Raw genomic sequence first — 21779 nt, forward strand, 5'->3', positions numbered from 1 at the left:
TCAGGGTTGAAAGCCCAACACAAACTGTTGGCGTTGCATGTCAGTTAAAAAAGCGATAGTATCATTTTCCAGTGTATCCGTTACCGTTATCCCAAGTTGTGGCGCATATTCCAGTATATCCTTCACCGTTATACCTGCCGCAAGTTGCTCTGTTACAAAAGCCAGCCACGGCGACAAGCCCGTAAACTGTACATGGCCGCTGACCGGCTCCCGGTGCAGCAACACAAACCAGGCGCCCTGCTCCTTTAAGAGCCGTGCGCGTTTGGCTTCCCGGTGAACGGGGTATTTGAAAGATAATAACCGGTACTCAGGGTTCAGTACCAGCGGGGTTTCCAGCCAGCTGCCGGCAGCAGTGAAAGCAGCGGGGGCAATATCTTCCATATTAAACACTTCAATCTCTGCCCATTCAAAAGCCAGCAGGTCGCTCAGATAAGGGATGTCGTACACTTCGTCCCAGTTATTCTCCACCGCATAGGTGTAAAACTCCAGGGGGAGCTTCCACACCTGGTTGGAAGTACAGGCATGATGGGCGAAAAAGTTCCGGACCATACGGTCCCATTTCCGCGCCGGGATATTGGCGCAGGTGACCGGATAGGCGCTTTCCATAGTATCTTTCACCATATGGAAGATAGCGTGGCGGTAGTGCGCCAGCCTGTCCGGGGCCACCCCGGGGATGGTCGTTCGCACACCGGTACGGAGATGTTGGGTAAACCGCTGCTGTAACCGGCGGCTGTCAGGCAACGAGCTCATGGTGTTTCCATTGTTGATGACAGATAGATTTTAATCGCGCCAGCTCTTCCTGCAGTTCCTGCATCTGCGGGATATTAAAATCACGCTCCAGCAACACCGGTACCGGCTTTATCTGCCGGATGGTCCATTCAAACAGTTCATATACCGGATCAGCAATCGGATGCCCGTGGGTATCAAGGATCATATCAGGAGATACCTGCTCATGCCCCGCCATATGGATATAGGCCACCTTGTCCAGCGGCAGCTGTGCAATGAAAGCCCTGGCATCGTACTGATGGTTGAAGGCGTTGACATAAATGTTGTTCACGTCCAGCAACAGCTGGCAGCCGGAACGCCGCACCACTTCATTGATAAAGTCGGCTTCGCTCATCTCCGGTGCCACCGGCGTGTAGTAGGAAATGATTTCCATAGCCAGCGGCCGCTGCAGATAGTCCTGTACCTGTTGGATGCGGGAGGCCATATGCCGCGCGGCATCCATGCGGAAAGGCATGGGCAGCAGGTCGTACAGATGGGCGTTGTCACATTTGGAATAACTCAGGTGTTCAGAATAAATACGTACCTGATATTCTTCCAGGAAGGATTTCACGTAGCGGAGGAAATCTTTGTCCGGTTCTTCAGGGCTGCCGAGTGACAATGAAAGCCCGTGGCACAATACCGGGTACTTTTCCAACACACGGTGCAGCATTTTTTTCCAGTAACCGCCGATGTTCATCCAGTTCTCCGGCGCAAACTCAATAAAGTCGGGTGTGATCAGCTCTCCACTGATCATTTCTTCCGCAAATTCGCGGCGAAAGCCTAGTCCTACCATGGTCCTACGTTTGTGATGACAGGTAAACAGAAAGGCCGGTACTGCTTTGTTCCGGCCTTTCCCCGGGGAAAGATCAGCGACCGGATTTGGTCGAATCGGATTTGTGTTTGCCACCAGCTTTTTTGCCTTTTTTGGGGGCGCCTGCACATTTGCCTTCAGCGCATTTGCCCTGGGAACACTTGTGTTCTTTGGATTTGGCGGCAGAGGAGTCCTTGGAGCAGGCCAGCTCTACAGTGTTAACAGCCGAAGCGGTGCCGGTCAACACACTTCTGACAGCGGCGCCGGAACCCAGGCTGGTGTAGCTGGCCGGGTTGGCATTTGTTTGCAGGGCAGTCAGGCCCAGGATAGCACTGGCTACAAGAGAGCCGGAAAAGAGCACTTTTTTGCTGATTGATTTGTTTTCCATTTTTCGTGAATTTTTAAAACTGAGTGAAAAAGTTGAAGGGATTAAAAACAACTGTAAACAAGCTTCCGTTATCCGAAAAGGGGGTGTGCTGTTAAAAAATGCCTGTGCCGGCCTGTACCATGGCCGGTTCGTATAGCCTTGCCGTATAGATAAAGATGGTATGAATCGTGAAAAGTACTCCTCAATTACTGCACCAGTTTTATGGGGACGTGCCACTTTTACGTTTGCCTGTAGAAAGCTTACGGAAAATTAAATGTTTTAGTTTTCCGGAGCAGGCAAATAATTGTTATCTAATTTATCCTATTTTTGGTCTGAACGCAATTGCGCGATTAAAAAAGGCCCATGAAAGATAAGATGCCCCCTGTAACCTCTGTTTATTTTATTGGTTTGCTGAAGGCTTACTTGCGCGGAACTAAAACTAAACAGGAAGTATTACAGGACCTGTACGGAGAAATAAACCTACAACCAGCCGACCTGGAGGGGTCAGGCGAAGATGTTACCCGCCTTTTACTGAGGACCGCGTCGGCCATGCACGAAGACTACTATCAGCAAATAGTGGGCGCGATTACACAGGCTACCGACTCTACCCCTACCCGTGAAGGTGTCATCCACCAGCTGGAAGCGCTGCTGTCCGGCAACAGTACTCCCGAAGATCTCCTCCAATGGGCCACCTGGCATAATGACCCGGGTGAAGACAATGGCGTCAGCTACTTCGACGACCTGGCAGTGGACTATTTCTGCACCCAGCTGCTGCCTAATCCGCCGGAACCACTTACCACCGCGCATTATGCACAGGCACTGAAAATATTCCGGAACCCGCTTCATCACCAGCTGAAAGACAAAGTAGCGCTGGTGCTGCTGTTTGAAAAAGAAAGACAACGGTTTCTTTTCTATGTAGGCGATTATATCCAGGGCCATACCGCTCCGGAACAACTGGACGTTTACCTGCTGAACAAATTCGGCATGGACCACTATTCTTTTCCGTATATGACGGCCCTCGCCAATATTATGTATGATCCGGCCAAACTGCCGGCACTGCTGAAAATGGCTGCCAACAGCCCTGAATAGGTTATTTTTTCAGCACCGTGTTCCTGACACGGCTCAGCGATTCCCGGGAGGTGCCCAGGTAAGCGGCCACCTGGTGCTGCGGAATACGCTGCTCAAACCAGGCATAGGTACGCAGAAACTCCTGATAACGCTCCTCCAGCGGCTTCTGCAGAAACAACACCCGGCGTTGCAGGGCTATAAACGCCTGCTGCATGATCAGGCGCCAATAAATATTCATTTGAGGCAAATCAGCAAACAACCGCTCCTGGCTGTCCAGGTCCAGCTGTAATACCTCGCTGTCTTCCAGCGCATCGATATGGTATATGGAAGGGGTGCCGGTATGCATACTGTAGGGGTCCGAAATCCACCAGTCTTCAAAGGCAAACTGGATTACATGTTCCCGGCCTTCTTCATCTGTCTCGTATTGGCGCAGCGCGCCTTTTATCACAAAGTTTTCTGACCGGCACACTTCCCCTTCTTCCAGCAACATTTCTTTCCTGCGCAGCTTCCGGTGCCGGAAATAAGCAGGCAGCGAGGCTGTTTCCTCGTCCGACAGAACGATATGCCGGCTGAAATTATGAAGCAGTAACGGATGCATGGCCAATAAGCATTCATTACTGCATAGTTACACTTTTTTAGCGTTCGCGCATCAGGGCACAAAACCCAGCTGCCGCATCAGGGACAGCTCGTCGGTTACCCGCCAGTGTTCCACAATCCGGCCATGGACGATTTTCTCGATATTGATCTGGTTCACCGCCATTTTTTTGCCGGTAGGTGGCAGCTGAAAAAGGCTGTCCTGCTGGGTGCCGGTCATCACCACCCGCGCTACCACTATACTGTCGCTGGCTATAAGGTCTTTTATTTCAAAATGCAAATCAGGGAAAGCCCGCCGGAAAGCGGCGATGATGGGTTTTAGCCCGCCCGGTCCACGTGGCGGGTCAGGCGTGCTGGGCGTGTGATTGATGTACTGCGGTGCCAGCAGGCTGTCCAGCGCTTCCAGCTTACCCTGGTCCCAGGCTTCGCCGAAATAACGCCGCACGATGTTTTTGTTTTGTTCCGCTGATGAAGACGGGGAAGGGCTGCAGGCCGAAATGACCAGTGTCATACAGACTGCCGGTAATATCAGCCGGTGGAAAAAGTTGACAATCATAAAAGGAATTTATGTCTGTCAAAGCTCCTTCCGGTACAACTGTCAAACAATGATATATGTTACCATTTTTCAATTACGAATTACGAATTACGAATTACGAATTGAGGGCTGCCTGATAGAGCGGCTACTAAATAACCGTTCCATAAAACAGCCCTCAATTCGTAATTCGTAATTCGTAATTCGTAATTTCCCTAGCTGACCATCAGGCTGCAACCGCGCAGGGCTGAATTATCGAGGCGTCCCAGCACCTCAAAACGGCCATCGGCGTGTATTTTCCCGATATCTTCGGTGGCAATGAACGCGCAGGAATAGATATTGGCCAGGTCAATGACGTTCATAACGCCGGAACCTTTGCCGGCGGAAAGCTGAAACGGGTCGTTCTCATCGCGCAGCAGTACTTTCATCCAGGCTGGGGTTTCAAAGTAGCCCTGGCCGCGGGAATATGCCTGCGACAGCAGCTCAGTCATGCCGTATTCCGCATGTACTACGGTCACGCCTAACCTTTCTTTCAGGAAAGCATGTACTTCGTCGCGGGTCCACTCTTCCCGGCGGCCTTTCATGCCGCCTGTTTCCATAACGATGGTATGCTGCAGCCGCAGGGTGTATTTCTCAGCAAAATCGAGCAGGCCGAAAGTAACGCCGATCAACAGCACTTTCTGTTGCCGCGCTTCCAGCCACTGTAGCTGCTGATGCAGCTTATCGTGCTCATACAGGTAAAAGCCGCTTTCTTCATGGCCGCTGCGGACGATCATCTCCTGCACCATACATACCAGCGAAGAGTGTTGCCGTTCCAGGTAGGAAGGCAGCAGTCCCACCACCACGTAGTCGGTCACCGGGCCATAGAACTGTTCAAAAGCCGTCATAAAGCTGCGGGTATATACCGCAGCGTCTTTCACCAGATGCCGGCTGTTGACCGTCTGGGTAGTACCGCTGCTTTCAAATACCAGCTCCGGCTCAAACTGTCCGCACACCACCTGGTGCGACTTAAAAAACTGAATGGGCAGATAAGGTATCTTCAGGATACTGTCTACCTGGCGGGGCTGTATCCGCAGGGCATCGGTATAAGCCCTGTAAAGGGCATTCTCCTGGTACTGATAGTTAAACAGCTCCAGGGCAGCGGTTTCCAGTTCATCTGGCTTCAGGGAAAATATATAATCGGGCGAAACTACGCGCATGTATATCGGTCTTTAAAGACCACAAAGGTAGGGAGAAGAATAAATTTAGCCAGCAAGTAACAAATGTTGGGAAAAAAACGTTTTTCGTTGGAGAGACAGAGATAACCGAATATTTGTATATTTCCTAAATTAATGTAGGTTTGTTTTATGAAGAAATTTCTCTATTTGCTCCTGGCCGCGGGTTTGCTCTATGCTTGTAAAAAAGATAAGATCGGCTCCAAACCATTGCTATACTTTAAAAGCTATCAACCAGACAGCATCACCCCGGACACCAAACAGTTCATTCTCACCATGCGGGTAGAGGACGGGGACGGAGATATTGAAGACAGCATTGCCGTTGGCATGCTCAAAGACAGCGAACAAGCCATCACCAAAGATACCATCTGGACATTCTTTAAAATGCCTAAAATCGGGCAAAACAGGGGCAACAGCGTAAAAGCGGATGTCATTATGCCTTTCGGGGAGATTGATTTTGCAGCTGCCTACAACCCCGCTCCCGGTGACAGTGCACACTATGTCGTTTTTCTGCGGGACAATTCCGGTAATATCAGCGACACCGTCGCCACACCAAAATTTCCGTTCCGCCGGAACAGATAATCTTTCAAAAACATTACATTTACAACCACAGGGATTCCTTAAAAGGAATCCTTTATTTTTTGCAACAGATTTATCACTCATTTTCCGCATATGAACAAGATAGAGGAATTACAGTCGAAGATTAAAGAGGCCATGTTAGGTGGTGGAGAAGTAAGGATCGCTTCCCAGCATAAAAAAGGTAAGCTGACCGCCCGTGAAAGGCTTCAGCTGCTGATGGATGAAGGCTCTTTTGAAGAACTGGACATGTTGGTACATAACCGTAACCGCGGCATCACCACCGACCAGGAACAGTTTCCCGGCGACGGCGTTGTGACCGGCTATGGCACCATCAACGGCAGGCTCACTTATGTCTTTTCACAGGATTTCACGGTATATGGCGGCAGTCTCTCTGAACCACATGCCCGCAAAATATGCAAGATCATGGACCTCGCCATGCAGAACGGCGCCCCGGTAGTGGGCCTGAACGACAGTGGCGGCGCCCGTATCCAGGAAGGAGTGGTAAGCCTCGGCGGTTATGCCGATATCTTCTACCGCAACACCCGCGCTTCCGGCGTTATTCCCCAGATATCCGCCATCATGGGCCCCTGTGCCGGTGGCGCCGTATATTCCCCCGCTATCACCGATTTTATTATGATGGTGGAAAACACGTCCTACATGTTCGTGACCGGTCCTAACGTGGTGAAAACGGTGACCCATGAAGAAGTGACCTCCGAAGAACTGGGCGGCGCACAAACGCATGCCACCAAAAGCGGCGTTACCCACTTTGCCTGCGCCAACGAGGTGGAATGCATCCAAAACATCAAAACACTGCTGAGCTATATCCCGCAAAACTGCGAGGAAACAGCACCGGTATATCCGTATGAACCGGGCAACGAGCTGCGGGAAGCCCTCAACACGCTGATCCCCGCCAGCCCCAACCAGCCTTATGATATGAAAGAAGTGATCGCCCATCTGACAGATGCCGACAGCTTCTTTGAAGTACACAAGGACTTTGCAGACAATATCATCGTCGGTTTCGCCCGCATCGGCGGCAGAAGCATCGGTATTGTGGCCAATCAGCCTGCCGTACTGGCCGGCGTGCTCGATATCCACGCCTCCGTAAAAGGCGCCCGCTTTACCCGCTTCTGCGACGCCTTCAATGTGCCGCTGCTGGTACTGGTAGATGTGCCCGGCTTCCTGCCCGGCACCGACCAGGAATGGAACGGTATCATCACTAACGGCGCAAAACTGCTGTACGCGCTCTGCGAAGCCACCGTGCCCAAGATCACCGTCACCACCCGCAAAGCCTACGGCGGCGCCTATTGCGTGATGAACTCCAAACATATCGGCGCCGACCTCAACTACGCTTTCCCGCAGGCGGAAATAGCCGTGATGGGCGCTAAGGGCGCTGTGGAAATCATCTACAAAAAAGAAATAGATACGGCTCCGGACCCTGAAGTGCGTACCAACGAACTGGTGGCCGATTATACCGAAAGATTTGCCAACCCTTACCTGGCAGCGGAAAAAGGATATATCGACGAAGTCATCATGCCGGAACAGGCCCGCGCCAAACTCATCAAGGGTTTCAAAATGCTAGAAAATAAAGTGGTCAACATGCCGAGAAAAAAACACGGTAACATACCTTTGTAGTCAATTACGAATTACAAATGACGAATTACGAATTGGAGCGTAATAGTAGTCCCCTTAATTCGTAATTCGTCATTTGTAATTCGTAATTGATGGTGTTAAGGTCCATTTTTAATTTCATCCTCTTTACATCGGTCTTCATTGCCTTATGCGCCCTGCTGATGATATGGCAGACCAATCAGCTGCTGGGGCTTCAATACCCGCAACTGACCTTTTACCTGTTCGTCTTCTTCTCCACTATCTGCAGCTACAATTTTCACTGGTACCTGACACCCGGCTCCTATTCTTCTTCAGAAAGGCTGCAATGGGTGGACCGTTACCGGGACCTGATGCTCATGCTCTGCGGCGTTGGCCTGGCCGGCGCACTGTTCTACTTCTGGCCGTTGCGCAACCACTGGCTGGTACTTAGCGGCGCCGCAGTCCTTACCTTTCTCTACTCCGCTCCTAAAGTGCCTTATAAGCCCTTCACCTGGCTGCGCCGGATAGCCATCGGCAAAACACTGTTTCTTACCGCCGTATGGACCTACGTTACCACCCTGCTGCCGGCCTTTGTGGCCAACCAGGGCCTGTCCTGGCCCCTGATGCTGTTTACGCTGCACCGCTTCCTGCTGATATATGCGATCTGCATCCTGTTCGACTTCCGTGATGTGGAGTCAGACAAAAAAGAAGGTATCCGCAGCCTGATCACTTACCTGGATTACAAAAGCCTCAACCGGCTGTACTATATCACCCTGCTGTTGTCTGCCCTGAGCGCCGTCATGCTGGGCTACTATACCACCATTCCGGTGATATGCACGCTGCTGGCACCTGTGGCCGTTACCGGCCTGCTGACAAAGAAAGCGCATCATGATCCGTCCGACTACCTGTTCTACTTCGGACTGGACGGCCTCATGGCACTGTCGGCACTCCTCCATCTGATACTGGTCAGCCTGTTCCCCTGAAGAAGCATTTGTCATAATGGGTAATTTGCTACATTTGTCCGGTCTCAAAAAGCTATACTATTATGTCCAAAAAACAGAAATCCATACTCACGAAGGAATCACTGGCATTCCTTAAAGACTACCTGAATAATCCCTCTCCCACCGGTTTTGAGAAAGAAGGACAAAAGCTGTGGCTTAAATATCTGACACCATATATTGACGAACATCAGGTAGACGCCTATGGCTCTGTAGTAGGCATCATCAATCCCAAAGCCCCTTTTAAGGTGGTGATTGAAGCCCATGCAGATGAAATTTCCTGGTTTGTCAACTATATCTCTCCGGAAGGATTGATCTATGTGATCCGTAATGGTGGCTCCGATCAGCAGATTGCACCGTCTATGCGCGTGAACATCCATACAGAAAAAGGCATTGTAAAAGCCGTATTCGGCTGGCCAGCCATTCACACCCGCCTGCGCAGCGGCGATGGCAAAGAGCCACAGCCCAAAGTGGAGAACATCTTCCTGGATTGCGGCGCACGTTCCCGCAAGGAAGTGGAAGACCTGGGCATCCATGTAGGCTGCGTTTGCACCTTTAACGATGGTTTTGATGAACTGAACTACGACTACTTCATCTGCCGCGCTATCGACAACCGTATCGGCGGTTTCATGATCGCGGAAGTGGCCCGCCTGCTGAAAGAGAAAAAACAAGAACTGCCTTTCGGCCTCTATATCGTGAACGCGGTACAGGAAGAAGTTGGCCTGCGCGGCGCTGAAATGATCGCCAAACGTATTAAACCGGACGTGGCCATCATTACCGACGTTACCCACGACACCACCACCCCGATGATCAATAAAAACATAGAAGGGGAAATCAAGTGTGGCGGCGGCCCCAGCATCACCTACGGTCCTGCGGTGCACAACATCCTGCGCGATCTGATCATCAAGACCGCTAAAAAGAACGATATCCCTTACCAGCTGCACGCCGTAAGCCGTGCCACCGGTACAGATACCGACGCTTTTGCCTATTCCAATGACGGTACGCCATCAGCGCTTATCAGCTTACCGCTGCGCTATATGCATACTACCGTGGAAATGGTAAAACGCGATGACATCGAAAATACCATTCAGCTGATCTACCAGACATTGCTGCAGATCACGCCGAAAACGAACTTTAAATACCTGTAATTCAATTACGAATTACAAATTACGAATTACGAATTGAGGGATCTTTTATGGAAAGGTCATTTAATGGCCGCTCTATAGGAAAGCCCTCAATTCGTAATTCGTAATTCGTAATTTGTAATTCGTAATTGATTAACGGAAATAATCCGCCACCCGGCGTACTTTTTCCACCCACATGCCTGAAGAAGGCAATTCCACGTACTCGCTCAATCCTACCTTGCTGGCTCCCGGCGCCCAATCATAGGTATAACCCATACGCGTCCACGGATAATGATAATCCGTAGCAGCGATCAGCGGACGGTAATAGGCAAAAATGATGTAGTTGTTAAACCAGGTGGTATAATCGGCAGATACGCCGTTGACCAGCGTATAGCCGGTAGTGGTAGTATTGATGGCCGGATTGCCCGCGGGGCGGTACAGCCGCTCTGCTTTCACCCATACCTCGGCAATGTGGGTGTTGCTTTTGGCATTCACTGGTGGCAGGCCTAACAGTTGACATACCCGCTGCACCGTGTCCGATCCTGGTTTAAAATCCTGCCCGATGCGGGTTTTCATCTGTTTGGGGATAAACAGCCAGGCTTCGCCCCAGGTGTTGGTGATGGAATCACCTTCCGGATAGCTGGAGGGGAAACGCATGAAAGTGGCCATCAGCACATAGTTTTGGCCATTGACAGTTTTCCATTGCAGGTTGGTGTTGTCTGCCGTGATAGGCCACAAAGCGTTGGAAATTTCGCTGCTGTCGGCCACCGTGGCATCAGCTACGGCACGTGCGTACAGCGTGTCCATGTTGTACACCGGGACCGGAGGCGCGGGGTCGTCCTTCTTGCTACAGGCCGAAAAGAAAAGGGCGGCGAAACACAGACAAACGAGCAGTTTGCCGCTCAACAAGGTGTTTTTCATAGTAATGGTTTTGTGATAGAGGTTAATAGATATCTGGTTATTGAATTATCGGTGATTTGGTTATTTTTTTCGAGTGCCCGCAAGAAACTAATTTTCAGAGACATATGCAACTTTTTTACGCCAGGCCACTTTCTTTTTGCAGCAGTAACCACTATATTTAGTCTTTATGAAAACCTTTTAACTATGCAGTCATTATTAGCTGAACTGCAGTATCCTTTTCCCTCAAGGACCCATCCTGACCATGCCCTGATTGAAAAAGCGGTACACGCGTTCATAGATTCCTACACTTCACTTTCAACGGATGCGCGCAAACAATTCAAAGCAGCCGGTTTTGGCCGGTTGACCGCGCTCTGGTACCCTGACAGTCCGTTTCCGCAGCTGATTCCACTGGCACGTCTGCTCACGTGGATATTTATTTTTGATGATGTTTGCGCCCGCTGGCCTCTGCCTCAGCTAAAGGGCGCGCACGACCGGCTGACAGCCATATTGCGCGGCAGTCCTTCCTATCCGGAGGAAGACGCCATGTTTCAACAGTTTGCCATCGTATATGAGGAACTGGCCTGCCACACCTTGCCCCAGGCATGGATGACACGCTACATGGCAAGCTGGCATTACTTTTTTGAAGGGCAGCTGCTTGAAAAGCAATACAGCTACAAACACGATCTTACCTATCCCTCCCTGGCGGAATACCTCGACCTGCGGGAGAAGTTAGGCGCTGCCTATCCTTTCCTGGACCTGGCAGAGGTCATCTCCGGCTTTATGCTTCCTTCCGAAGTGTTCAGCCATCCGGCCATTCAGCAGCGCAGATTTTTTGTCAGCCGACTTACTACATGGGATAACGACCTGCTGTCGTTTGACAAGGAAAAACGCAGCCAGGAAGCCATGAACCTGGTAGCTGTTATACAACACGAGCATGATTGTCCGCAGGAAGAGGCCTACCGCATAGCGATGCATATGCGGGCAGAGCAAGTGGCAGCGTACCGGCAGTTGTGCAACGACTGGCCGGATTTCGGAGAACACCGGGAAGCTGTGGCTGACTATGCCCTCCGGCTGGACTGGCTTATCAGCGGCCATTTGGAATGGTACAGGGATAACCCAAGGTATTGCTAAAAACAAAATGGCCCGGGAGATGATCCCGGGCCATTGTCAGTCTACATAATAAAAAGTCATTTTAAGAAGCCCGGGGCTTTAGCCCTGGGAAACAAAATATTCCACTCCCAGGCGGTATCCCTTCATGCCGAGGCCGCAGATGGAGCCCACGCATTTAGGTGCGATGAGGGAGGTATGCCGGAATTCTTCCCGGGCGTACACATTGCTGATATGAATCTCGATCACCGGTGTTTTAATGGCCGCGATAGCATCACGGATGGCTACCGAAGTATGCGTATAGCCGCCGGCGTTAAGCAGGATGCCATCATGGGAAAAGCCGGTCTGGTGAAGATAGTTGATGATCTCCCCTTCCACATTGTGCTGGAAATAGCTGAATTCCACTGCCGGAAAGGCTTTTTGCAGCTGCTGGAAATAATCCTCGAAAGACTCGTTGCCGTAGATGCCTGGTTCCCGCTTGCCCAGCAGGTTGAGATTAGGCCCGTTGATGATGGCTATCTTCATGATGTTGATGAAAGTAAATTGATGAACGACGAAGATAATTAATCCGGTGTATTATTTATTGTCACTGCCCCAGCGGAAAGTTTGCTGTTCCACGCCGGCCAGGTCAATGATACGGTCTACCACCGTAGCGGCCACATCTTCGATGGTGGCAGGCAGGCTGTAATACGATGGTGTGGCGGGGCAGATGATGCCGCCGGCCAGAACAACCGTCTCCATGTTACGGATATGCATGAGATTATAGGGCGTTTCCCTGACCACACAGATCAGTTTACGTCTTTCTTTCAGGACCACATCGGCCGCGCGGGTGATCAGGTCGTTGGAGATGCCGGTGGCGATACGTCCCAGTGTGCCCATGGAACAGGGGCAGATGATCATGGTATTAAATCTCCCGGAGCCGGAAGCAAAAGGTGCGTGGAAGTCCTGCTGTGAATAAAAACGGAAGGGCAGCTCGCGGTAATCTTCATTCTTCAGTTCTGTCTGCCAAACGGTTTTGGCGTTCTCGGTCATGACAACGGCTACCTCATCGAGCTGGTCGGCCGCGGCATGCAGCTTGTTCAGCAACTGCCTGGCGTAGATAGACCCGCTGGCGCCGGTAACTGCTACTACTATACGATGTTTCATGGTGCTATACTCTGATATAGCACAAAGCTAGTTTATTATCCGTTCAGGTGGTCGGCAATCTCGTCCATGCTGATGCCGTTGTGGCTTTCATCATAGATACAGGCGCCGTTACGGATGAGCAGGACCTGGGGAGATTCATGGGGGACCTTGTACTGATGCGCTATGCTACCGGACAGGTCACGGTGGGCCAGAAGGTCCAGGTAATAAAACGTTAACCCTTCCGGAGCTGCCGCACGTTCCAACCGGGACTTGGCCATGGCGCTGATAGAACACCGCGTGCTGTGCTTAAAAATAACTACCGGCTGCTGTGCTGACGCCTCGTTGATCTCCAGCAGCTGTTCCTCACTGGTTAACGTTTTCCAATTCATTGTTATTAGCTCATTTTATTATGCGTCGCTGCAGGGGCCTTAGCCATTCCTCTCATCGGACATCCCAGTTTCTGGCGGCTTGCGCAGGACGTTAAGAAAGCTGCAAAGATACAAATCATACCGGCGCAGCCCAAAATTCTTACATACGATTTCATGGGAGAAAATTTAATTGGTAAACGAAATTTCATAGGGATTTATGATAACGACAACTTTTTTAATCGTCTTTTGTAACGTTATTTTGCAAATATAATTAATGCATTAAAAAAAACAACGATACATATTAAATTTGGATATTTGAAAATTTTAAAATTTTGTTATTGGATTTGCGGACTTTGCGCCCAAAACCAATAACAAAATAGCCAAATATCCAAATAACCCAATAGGTATGAAGGTACATTTTATCGCAATAGGTGGAAGTGTGATGCACCAGCTGGCCATTGCACTCAAACAAAAAGGTTATGAAGTAACCGGCAGTGATGACGAAATATTTGAACCGGCACTGTCTAACCTGCGCCAGGCAGGCATTTTACCGGACAGCATCGGCTGGGACCCCGCCCGCGTTACGCCTGGCATCGATGCGGTCATCCTCGGCATGCATGCCCGGGAAGACAATCCCGAACTGGTCCGGGCCCGCGAACTGAAACTCAACATCTACTCCTTCCCGGAATATATCTACCAGGAAAGTAAAAATAAAACACGGGTAGCCGTTGGCGGTAGTCATGGTAAAACCACCACCACGGCCATGATCATGCATGTATTGCAATACAACCAACGCCGGTTTGATTACCTCGTAGGCGCCAAACTGGAAGGTTTTAACCAGTCCGTGAACGTGACTGACGCGCCGCTCATCGTCTGCGAAGCCGATGAATACCCGGCTTCCGTGATCGAGAAAAGGCCCAAGTTCCTTTTCCTCCACCCGCAGATCGCTGTATTGACCGGCATTGCGTGGGACCATATCAACGTATTTCCCACTTACGATATTTATAAAGAACAGTTTGCCCTTTTTATCCGGCAGATGGAACCCGGCAGCGCACTGATCTACAATAGTTCAGATACGGAGCTCAACAGCCTGGTGGCCGCCGAGGGCCGTCACCTGAAACTGGTGCCCTACACCACCCCTATCCATATGATCCGGGACGGCGTTACCCGCGTGTTCTTTGACGAAGGGTTTGCCGACCTCGCTGTATTCGGAGAACACAACCTGCTTAACATGCACGCCGCCAAACTGGTGTGCAACGAGCTGGGGCTCTCTGATGAGGAATTCCTGGCCGCCATCGCCTCTTTCAAAGGCGCCGCCAAAAGGCTGGAGCTGGTGGCCAAAAGTGAGGACAGTGTTATCTACCGCGACTTTGCCCATGCCCCTTCCAAAGTGAAAGCCACCATGGAAGCCACCCGGCAACAGTTTCCCAACCGCCGGCTTATCGCCGTGCTGGAGTTGCATACCTATAGCAGCCTGAATGCCAGCTTCCTGTCTCAATACGAAGGCGCCATGGACCCTGCTGATGTGGCTGCCGTATACTACAGCAAACATGCGCTGGAAATCAAACGCATGCCAGACCTGGAACCCGCGCTGGTACGCGAAAAGTTCGGACGCAGCGACCTCCATGTGTTCAGCGACCGCGCACAACTGGAAGCCTTCCTCCAGGCACAGGACTATCACCAGGCCAATCTCCTGTTGATGAGCTCCGGCACCTACGACGGTCTGGATTTCCCGTCATTAAAGCAGCTGCTACACAAATAATACGCTACCTTTGCGCAAATCAAAAAATCTCTAAATATCTAAATTTCAAAATATAATGCCTTCTTTGCTCCTCAAAAGGCCATTGGCCGTAATTGATCTGGAAACGACGGGTACGAACGTGGCCACAGACCGTATCATTGAAATCGCTATTATCAAAGTATTTCCTGATAAAACCACCCAGTCAAAAGTAAAACGCATCAACCCCGGAATGCCTATCCCGGCCGGATCTACCGCCATCCATGGTATTAAGGACGAAGACGTGAAAGACGCCCCTACCTTCAAACAGGCGGCCAACGAACTGAAGATGTTCCTCGAAAACTGTGACCTGGCAGGCTATAACAGCAACCGCTTCGATATCCCCCTGCTGGTGGAAGAATTCCTCCGCACCGGTATGGAGTTTGACGTGTCTAAACGCCGCTTTGTGGACGTACAGCGTATTTTCCACCTCATGGAAAAAAGAACGCTGGCCGCCGCCTATAAATTCTACTGTGACAAACAGCTGGAGAATGCACACAGCGCCGAAGCAGACGCGCTGGCCACTTACGAGATACTGGAAGCCCAGCTCGGCCGTTACGAAAACCTGCAACAGGACATCGACGGACTGGCAGACTTCACCAAAGAGGAAGAATATATCGACTTCGCCCGCCGTATTGTGATGCAGGGAGGACAGGAAGTATTCAACTTCGGCAAATACAAAGGACGCCCTGTAAAAGAGGTGCTGAAGGCTGAGCCTCAATACTATGACTGGATGATGAAAGCTGATTTTCCGCTCAATACCAAGCAGAAACTGTCAGAAATCTATCACAATATGATGTTAAAAAAACTGTAATATTTTTCAGGAACAAGGTATCTTGCGTCGTAATTGAATTATTTTCGCAGTACACAAAACTTCATCGGCTGAATTGGAAAAGCTTGTCATTATTCCTACGTACAATGAGAAGGACAATATCCGTAACATCATTGACGCTGTATTTTCCTTACAGCAGAATTTCCATATCCTGATTGTGGACGATGGTTCTCCTGACGGTACAGGCAATATTGTAAAATCACTGCAAAACGAACATCCCGGACAACTGTTCCTGGAAGAGCGTTCCGGTAAACAGGGGCTGGGCACTGCCTACATCCACGGTTTCAAATGGGCACTGGCCAGAAACTACCAGTATATCTTTGAAATGGATGCCGATTTTTCCCATAACCCCAAAGACCTGGTACGCCTGTACGATGCCTGCGCCAAAGGTGGTGCAGACGTGGCAGTAGGCTCCCGCTATGTAAAAGGCGGGAAAACCGAAAACTGGCCATGGGACAGGGCCGTACTCTCTTACGGCGCTTCCATCTATGTAGGCATGATCACCTGGATGCCGGTGAAGGATCCCACTGCCGGTTTTGTATGTTACCGCAATACCGTACTGGAAGCCATCAATCTCGACCAGATCCAGTTTGTAGGGTATGCCTTCCAGATAGAAATGAAATTTACCGCCTGGAAACTGGGCTTTACCATCGCCGAGGTCCCCATCACGTTCAAAGACCGTCGCGAAGGGTATTCCAAAATGAGTAAAGGCATTGTGAAGGAAGGTGTGCTGGGCGTATTAAAAATTCAATGGCAGAGCCTTTTCCGTAACTATAAAAAAAGAGTTACCAATTAATTAATCTGATAGTTGGCGTATTTGGATATTTGGGTATTTACCTTCGCACCGCGATACCCAAATATCTGAATTTTGAATAGCGGGCCACGATTTTTCGGGTCCGAACTGAGTGTGTATGAAAAAAGCGTTTTTACAGCTGCACCTTTCTGTATTTCTTGCAGGATTCACGGGCATTTTAGGCAAGCTGATATCCCTTAATGAAGGATTACTGGTATGGTACCGGTTGCTCATCACTGCTGTTACCATGTATGTCCTGTTCCGTTTACAGGGCACCTTCCGCAAACTTCCCTGGAAAGATATTGTGCCGATAGGCGCTACCGGTGTGGTGGTAGCCCTACACTGGCTTTTCTTTTATGGCAGTATTAAATATTCCAATGTATCTATCGGGGTGATTTGTTTCTCGCTCACCAGCCTCTTTACCGCTGTTTTTGATCCGCTGATCAACCGGCGCCGTTTTGACGTGGCGGAAATGTTGCTCTCTATGCTGACGCTTTTCGGCATTCTGCTGATTTTTCATTTTGACACCCAATACCGCACCGGTATTGTGCTGGGCATTATTTCCGCGATGTTTGCCGCGCTGTTTACCGTGTACAACAAACGCCTGGTCAAACGTTTTGATACCAATACCATTACCTTTTACGAATTATCCACCGGCCTTGTGGTGCTCTCCCTGGCACTGCCTTTTTACCTGCATTTTTTCCCTGTCAGCTCTGTGATACCGGGCTTTTCCGACCTGATGTACCTGTTGGTGCTGGCCTGGTTATGCACCATTTGTATGTATACCCTGAGCATGAACGCGCTGAAAAAGATCTCACCCTTCACCGTTAATCTCTGCTTTAACCTGGAGCCGGTGTACAGTATTGTGCTGGCTTTTATCCTTTTTCATGAGAACAAGCACCTCAACAACGCTTTCTACGCAGGCCTGGCCTGTATTGTATTGTCTGTAGCCCTGCAAATGGCGCGGGTTACCTGGCAGCATAAGACCGGCAGAGTGATGGCAGGTTAAAACAATTCCAGGTCCAGGTGCTGATAGGCGTCCAGAAAATGATTGTCTGGCTCCAGTTCTGTGATGAGGTAGTTGATCTGGTTGAGATCACACACTTTCATGCGTTGGGAAGAGTTCAGTTTTTCCGCGATGCTCAGGATGGCCATTTTCTTGGAAGCCCTTAACATGGCCCTTTTCACCTGTACCACTTCCCAGTCTGATTCCGTCATGCCGTCCTGTATGGAGAAGCCGTTGGCGCCCAGCAGGCACAGGTCCACTTTTATCTCTGCCAGCTGGTTGATAACGCTGGCGCCTATATGAATATGTGAACTGCGGGACAACTGGCCGCCGATGGTGATAACGGTCAGGTTGGGATGTTCTACCAGTTGCAGCGCCACGAGGGGGCTGATGGTAAAAAACGTGGCCCGCAGGTTGACCGGTATCGCTTTTGCCAATTCTATCATCGTGGTGCCTCCACCGGTGAGGATGACCATATCGTTTTTCAGCAGTTTCAGTGTCTTTTCCGCTATTTGCTTTTTTGCGGCCTGTGCATAAACGGAGTTTCCTTCATCGAACGGATAGTGGAAAGAACGGCCGATGGCGCCGCCATGCACTTTCAATACTTTGCCTTCTTCCGCCATCTCTTTCAGGTCTCTTCGGACGGTATCTTCAGAAATACTGAGCATGGCGCTGATATCGGTGGAAAGAACTTTGTTGTGCAGGTTGATCTGCTTCATAATAAACGCCTGGCGCTCTTCTTTCAACATGCTGTGGGGAATTTTTTGCTTGTTCACAAATGTAGAAAAATCTAATCCAAATTGATTATGCGTGTTTTAGCAATATTTCACATTAAATAAACGCATTTTCCTGTAATTTGCCTTTTTTTCAAGAAATTTTATGCTACTTTCATGCACTAAAACGCAAATAAATGCAAGATTCCCGTGTACCTGAGTGAGAAACTGCGTTCTTTCTGTAAACAGTAACCGATTGTAGAAAATAGTTTAATTATCTGTATTCCAACACGTTAGAACTAAAAACTTTTAAAACAGCCAACATCTAAATCTAAAAACATGAAGAAAAGGCTACTTTTCACTTTCATTTTTTTGCTGGTTTATGCGAGTTCATGGGCCCAAAATATCATTACGGGCACTGTACTGGATAAGAGCAGCCAGCAACCCATTATCGGGGCTACGATAACCGCCGGTAAAAAAGGTACCGTGACCGATCCGGACGGGAAGTTCAGACTGGACGCACCTGCCGGCACGGTGGTAGTACATGTTACCTTTATCGGCTATCAGCCGCAGGACGTACCGGTAGGCAAAAATGCCCTGCGCATCCTGCTGTCGCCCGATGAACGTTCCCTGGAACAGGTAGTCGTGGTAGGTTATGGCACCCAGAAAAAAGCCAACCTCACCGGTGCTGTTAACACCGTAGATATCAGCAAAACCATGCAGGGGCGCCCTATCACCGACCCCTCCAAAGCACTGCAGGGTATCTCTCCGGGCCTCAACATCCAGTATTCCAACGGCGGTTTAACAGCCGGCCCTTCTATCAACATCCGCGGCATGGGCTCCGTTAACGGCAGCAACCGCCCGCTGATCCTGGTAGACAACGTGGAAACACCGGACCTCACCATGATCAATCCGGAAGACATCGAAAGCGTTTCCGTGTTGAAAGATGCGGCTTCCACCTCCATCTATGGCGCCCGCGCCGCTTTTGGTGTGGTGCTCATCAAAACAAAATCAGGTGTTCGTAACATGCCGACAAGAGTTACCTACTCCAACAACTTTGGCTGGAACTCCCCCACCAGTCTGCCTGATTTCGCTGATCCCGTACAGGAACTGACAGGACTGATCAACGCCGCCAAACGTACTGGTGCTACCTCTCCTGAACTGTTTGGTATGCAACTGAGCAAACTGCGCGACGGCATCAAAAACTGGCAGGACAAATATGCCAACAACCGCAAAAGCAACGAAATGGTGCCCGGCGAAGATTTTGACCTGCCTACCGGCAGCAGCCCGGCTTATTTCTACCGCGTATGGGACGTTAAAGATATCATGCTCAGAAAATGGTCCCCGCAACAGGTACACAACCTGAGCGTACAGGGCGGCAGCGAAAAAGTATCCTACTTCCTGTCTGCCGGCTACAACAACACCGGAGGCGTGATGAAGCTCAATCCTGACCAGGTGAAGAAATACAACATCACCGGCGCCGTAAATGCCTCTGTGACCAACTGGCTGGACCTGGACCTGAAAATGATGTACCGTAACTTCGAGTACGACTACCCTTACCAATACCAGAACTATTTTCAATACATGTGGCGCTGGGGCGCGTACTTCCCGTACGGCACCTACCAGGGCAACTACTTCCGCCATACTCCCGGCTATTTAGCCAACGCTCCGACCAACGATGTTGTGGACAACTACACTCGTGTAAACCTGGGCGCTACCCTGAAACTCACCAAAGACCTGAACGTACGTGCTGATTATACTATTGGCCGCGACAACATCATGCGTCATGAAGTAGGCGGAAAGGTAATGCTGTGGGACTTCTGGCAATCCACTATGCCATTGAAAGACCTGGCCGCCGGTACCAGCGACAACAAGATGGGCTACCGCGCCAACCGTTATAAAGTAAATACTTTCAACATCTACGCCACCTACGATAAGAAGCTGAGTAAAGACCACGCCATCAAAGTAATGGTGGGCGCCAATGCGGAAGATGCTGACACCGTTGGTGTAAATGCATCCCGCCTGACGCCACTGGACCAGTCCAAACCGGAATTCAACCTGGCTGTAGGTGACATGTCCACCAGCGGTTTCCATCTTGCGCGCGCCTATGCAGGTTTCTTCGGCAGGGTGAACTATAACTACAAAGACAAATGGTTACTGGAGCTGAACGGTCGTTATGACGGCGCTTCTTCCTTCCCTCCTGCTGACCGCTGGGCATTTTTTCCATCTGCGTCCGCAGGTTACCGCATCAGCCAGGAGTCTTTCTTCCAGCCGGTCCGCAATATCCTGTCTGACATGAAGATCCGTGCCTCTTATGGTACCCTGGGCAACCAGGACCTGGGCGGCGTATACTATATTCCGTTCATGCCAACCAGCACTGTAAACTGGGTGGTAGGCAATAACAATGCACCAGGCGTTGCCGCACCTACCGCAGTAACCAAATCCCTCACCTGGGAAACTGTGCGTACACTGGACTTTGGTACAGACATCAGCCTGTTCAACAATAACATCAATGTGACCTTTGACTGGTACGAGCGTAATACCTCTGATATGCTTACCAGCAAAGCCGTTCCTTCCGCTTTCGGTGCTGCCGCCCCAATGGTAAACAATGGCGCACTGCGTACCCGCGGTTACGAAATCTCCATTGACGCGAACTATCCGCTGAAAAAAGACTGGACCATATATGGTACACTGAGCTTCTGGGACAGCAAAACATTTGTTACACAGTGGGACAACCCGTCCATGCTGCTGACCCAAAACTATGTCGGCAAACAACTGGGCGAGATCTGGGGCTTTGAAACAGACCGTTATTTCACCAAAGATGACGATATGACCAAGCTGCCCGACCAGTCCAAGCTGACTGACGGTACCTTTAAATTCGGTCCCGGCGATATCAAATACAAGGACCTGGACGGCAGCGGCGTGATTGACGGCGGCAAAGGCTCCCTGAACGACCACGGTGACCTGAAACGTATCGGTAACGCCCTCCCCCGCTATCAATACAGCGTAAGACTGGGTACTACCTTCAAACAGTTCGATTTCGATGTATTGTTCCAGGGTGTAGGAAAACAGAACTACTGGGGCCTCGGTGACCTCGCCATCCCGCTGTACCGCGCCGGCGACATCCTGTATGATCACCAGCTGGACTTCTGGACAGAAAGCAATCCAAACGCCAAATACCCGAACCCATATCCCAACAATGCCAACGGTAAAGTTCAGGGTCTGACCGCTGCCGCCGGTGGCAACAACTTCTACCCACAATCCAAATACCTGCTTAACCTGGCATATCTGCGCCTGAAAAACATCACGCTGGGATATACCCTGCCGGACGCACTGATCAAACGTGCCCACCTGCAGAAAGTACGTGTATACGCCAGCGCCCAGAATATTGCCACTATCTCCAACGTAGGCGTTCCCATCGATCCGGAAATCACTACCGGCGAAGGCAATATCTATGGCAGGACCTGGCCGTTCCAGAAAACGTGGTCCTTCGGATTACAGGTAAACTTCTAAAACAGC

General features: G+C 50.3%; 22 protein-coding genes. 11 read left to right on the forward strand and 11 right to left on the reverse strand.

Annotation, left to right across the window (positions count from 1 at the left end):
• The 3 genes from HGH92_RS03530 to HGH92_RS03540 form a co-directional block, all read right to left on the reverse strand.
• The gene (locus HGH92_RS03530; protein ID WP_168869371.1) at window positions 1-750 is read right to left on the reverse strand and encodes a DUF2063 domain-containing protein; all 750 of its coding nucleotides are present in this window, start codon (window positions 748-750) and stop codon (window positions 1-3) included.
• The gene (locus tag HGH92_RS03535) at window positions 734-1558 is read right to left on the reverse strand and encodes a DUF692 domain-containing protein (protein ID WP_168869372.1); all 825 of its coding nucleotides are present in this window, start codon (window positions 1556-1558) and stop codon (window positions 734-736) included. Before HGH92_RS03535 ends, HGH92_RS03530 begins: the two co-directional genes overlap by 17 nt.
• Window positions 1559-1631: 73 nt before the next feature.
• Complete coding sequence (locus HGH92_RS03540) at window positions 1632-1964, reverse strand: hypothetical protein (protein WP_168869373.1); 333 nt, start codon at window positions 1962-1964, stop codon at window positions 1632-1634.
• A 342-nt stretch (window positions 1965-2306) separates the two neighbouring features.
• On the opposite strand from HGH92_RS03540, the gene HGH92_RS03545 reads away from it, so the two are divergent.
• Window positions 2307-3032 (forward strand): hypothetical protein, encoded by a 726-nt coding sequence (locus tag HGH92_RS03545; RefSeq protein ID WP_168869374.1) that lies wholly within the window; start codon window positions 2307-2309, stop codon window positions 3030-3032.
• A gap of 1 nt (window position 3033) precedes the next feature.
• Here the strand turns inward: HGH92_RS03545 and HGH92_RS03550 are convergent, their stop codons facing one another.
• From HGH92_RS03550 to HGH92_RS03560, 3 genes are all read right to left on the reverse strand, one after another.
• Entirely contained in the window at window positions 3034-3609 is a 576-nt protein-coding gene (locus HGH92_RS03550) for a Crp/Fnr family transcriptional regulator (protein ID WP_168869375.1), read from the reverse strand.
• Between the two features lie 51 nt (window positions 3610-3660).
• Window positions 3661-4161: an ester cyclase gene (locus tag HGH92_RS03555; protein WP_211092526.1), complete on the reverse strand. Its 501-nt coding sequence runs from the start codon at window positions 4159-4161 to the stop codon at window positions 3661-3663.
• A 191-nt stretch (window positions 4162-4352) separates the two neighbouring features.
• On the reverse strand, window positions 4353-5336 hold the full coding sequence (locus HGH92_RS03560; RefSeq protein ID WP_168869376.1) for an acyl transferase: 984 nt from the start codon (window positions 5334-5336) through the stop codon (window positions 4353-4355).
• Between the two features lie 147 nt (window positions 5337-5483).
• Here HGH92_RS03560 and HGH92_RS03565 point away from each other — a divergent pair, with 147 nt between their 5' ends.
• From HGH92_RS03565 to HGH92_RS03580, 4 genes are all read left to right on the forward strand, one after another.
• Entirely contained in the window at window positions 5484-5933 is a 450-nt protein-coding gene (locus HGH92_RS03565) for a hypothetical protein (protein WP_168869377.1), read from the forward strand.
• A gap of 90 nt (window positions 5934-6023) precedes the next feature.
• Window positions 6024-7562, forward strand: coding sequence for an acyl-CoA carboxylase subunit beta (locus HGH92_RS03570; protein ID WP_168869378.1), 1539 nt, complete (start codon window positions 6024-6026; stop codon window positions 7560-7562).
• Window positions 7563-7651: 89 nt separating this feature from the next.
• Window positions 7652-8500, forward strand: a complete 849-nt coding sequence (locus HGH92_RS03575) for a UbiA family prenyltransferase (protein ID WP_168869379.1) — start codon at window positions 7652-7654, stop codon at window positions 8498-8500.
• Window positions 8501-8562: 62 nt separating this feature from the next.
• Window positions 8563-9663 carry a M42 family metallopeptidase gene (locus HGH92_RS03580; RefSeq protein ID WP_168869380.1) on the forward strand — a complete coding sequence of 367 codons (1101 nt, stop codon included), beginning with the start codon at window positions 8563-8565 and terminating at the stop codon, window positions 9661-9663.
• A gap of 129 nt (window positions 9664-9792) precedes the next feature.
• Here the strand turns inward: HGH92_RS03580 and HGH92_RS03585 are convergent, their stop codons facing one another.
• Window positions 9793-10560 carry a hypothetical protein gene (locus HGH92_RS03585; RefSeq protein ID WP_168869381.1) on the reverse strand — a complete coding sequence of 256 codons (768 nt, stop codon included), beginning with the start codon at window positions 10558-10560 and terminating at the stop codon, window positions 9793-9795.
• A gap of 183 nt (window positions 10561-10743) precedes the next feature.
• On the opposite strand from HGH92_RS03585, the gene HGH92_RS03590 reads away from it, so the two are divergent.
• Complete coding sequence (locus tag HGH92_RS03590) at window positions 10744-11670, forward strand: terpene synthase family protein (protein ID WP_168869382.1); 927 nt, start codon at window positions 10744-10746, stop codon at window positions 11668-11670.
• 78 nt (window positions 11671-11748) lie between these two features.
• Here HGH92_RS03590 and aroQ read toward each other — a convergent pair whose 3' ends face one another.
• Genes aroQ through ytxJ form a run of 3 tightly spaced genes read right to left on the reverse strand, consistent with a single transcriptional unit; the run spans window position 11749 to window position 13160 of the window.
• Complete coding sequence (aroQ, locus tag HGH92_RS03595; RefSeq protein WP_168869383.1) at window positions 11749-12171, reverse strand: type II 3-dehydroquinate dehydratase; 423 nt, start codon at window positions 12169-12171, stop codon at window positions 11749-11751.
• A 51-nt stretch (window positions 12172-12222) separates the two neighbouring features.
• Window positions 12223-12792 carry a UbiX family flavin prenyltransferase gene (locus HGH92_RS03600; RefSeq protein WP_168869384.1) on the reverse strand — a complete coding sequence of 190 codons (570 nt, stop codon included), beginning with the start codon at window positions 12790-12792 and terminating at the stop codon, window positions 12223-12225.
• Between the two features lie 35 nt (window positions 12793-12827).
• Window positions 12828-13160 (reverse strand): bacillithiol system redox-active protein YtxJ, encoded by a 333-nt coding sequence (gene ytxJ / locus HGH92_RS03605; RefSeq protein ID WP_168869385.1) that lies wholly within the window; start codon window positions 13158-13160, stop codon window positions 12828-12830.
• 385 nt (window positions 13161-13545) lie between these two features.
• Here ytxJ and HGH92_RS03610 point away from each other — a divergent pair, with 385 nt between their 5' ends.
• From HGH92_RS03610 to HGH92_RS03625, 4 genes are all read left to right on the forward strand, one after another.
• Window positions 13546-14901 carry a UDP-N-acetylmuramate--L-alanine ligase gene (locus tag HGH92_RS03610; protein ID WP_168869386.1) on the forward strand — a complete coding sequence of 452 codons (1356 nt, stop codon included), beginning with the start codon at window positions 13546-13548 and terminating at the stop codon, window positions 14899-14901.
• Window positions 14902-14956: 55 nt separating this feature from the next.
• Complete coding sequence (locus HGH92_RS03615) at window positions 14957-15730, forward strand: 3'-5' exonuclease (protein WP_078672215.1); 774 nt, start codon at window positions 14957-14959, stop codon at window positions 15728-15730.
• Between the two features lie 73 nt (window positions 15731-15803).
• A complete protein-coding gene (locus HGH92_RS03620; protein ID WP_078672214.1) occupies window positions 15804-16544 on the forward strand; it encodes a polyprenol monophosphomannose synthase in 741 nt (246 codons plus the stop codon).
• A 115-nt stretch (window positions 16545-16659) separates the two neighbouring features.
• Complete coding sequence (locus HGH92_RS03625) at window positions 16660-17550, forward strand: DMT family transporter (RefSeq protein ID WP_168869387.1); 891 nt, start codon at window positions 16660-16662, stop codon at window positions 17548-17550.
• On the opposite strand, the gene HGH92_RS03630 is transcribed toward HGH92_RS03625, so the two are convergent.
• Window positions 17547-18296, reverse strand: a complete 750-nt coding sequence (locus HGH92_RS03630) for a DeoR/GlpR family DNA-binding transcription regulator (RefSeq protein ID WP_168869388.1) — start codon at window positions 18294-18296, stop codon at window positions 17547-17549. The genes HGH92_RS03625 and HGH92_RS03630 overlap by 4 nt on opposite strands.
• A 303-nt stretch (window positions 18297-18599) precedes the next feature.
• Between HGH92_RS03630 and HGH92_RS03635 the strand changes: the two genes are divergently transcribed.
• A complete protein-coding gene (locus HGH92_RS03635) occupies window positions 18600-21773 on the forward strand; it encodes a SusC/RagA family TonB-linked outer membrane protein (protein WP_168869389.1) in 3174 nt (1057 codons plus the stop codon).
• Window positions 21774-21779: the final 6 nt, after the last annotated feature.

The organism is Chitinophaga varians, from assembly GCF_012641275.1.
Lineage (GTDB): Bacteria > Bacteroidota > Bacteroidia > Chitinophagales > Chitinophagaceae > Chitinophaga > Chitinophaga varians_A.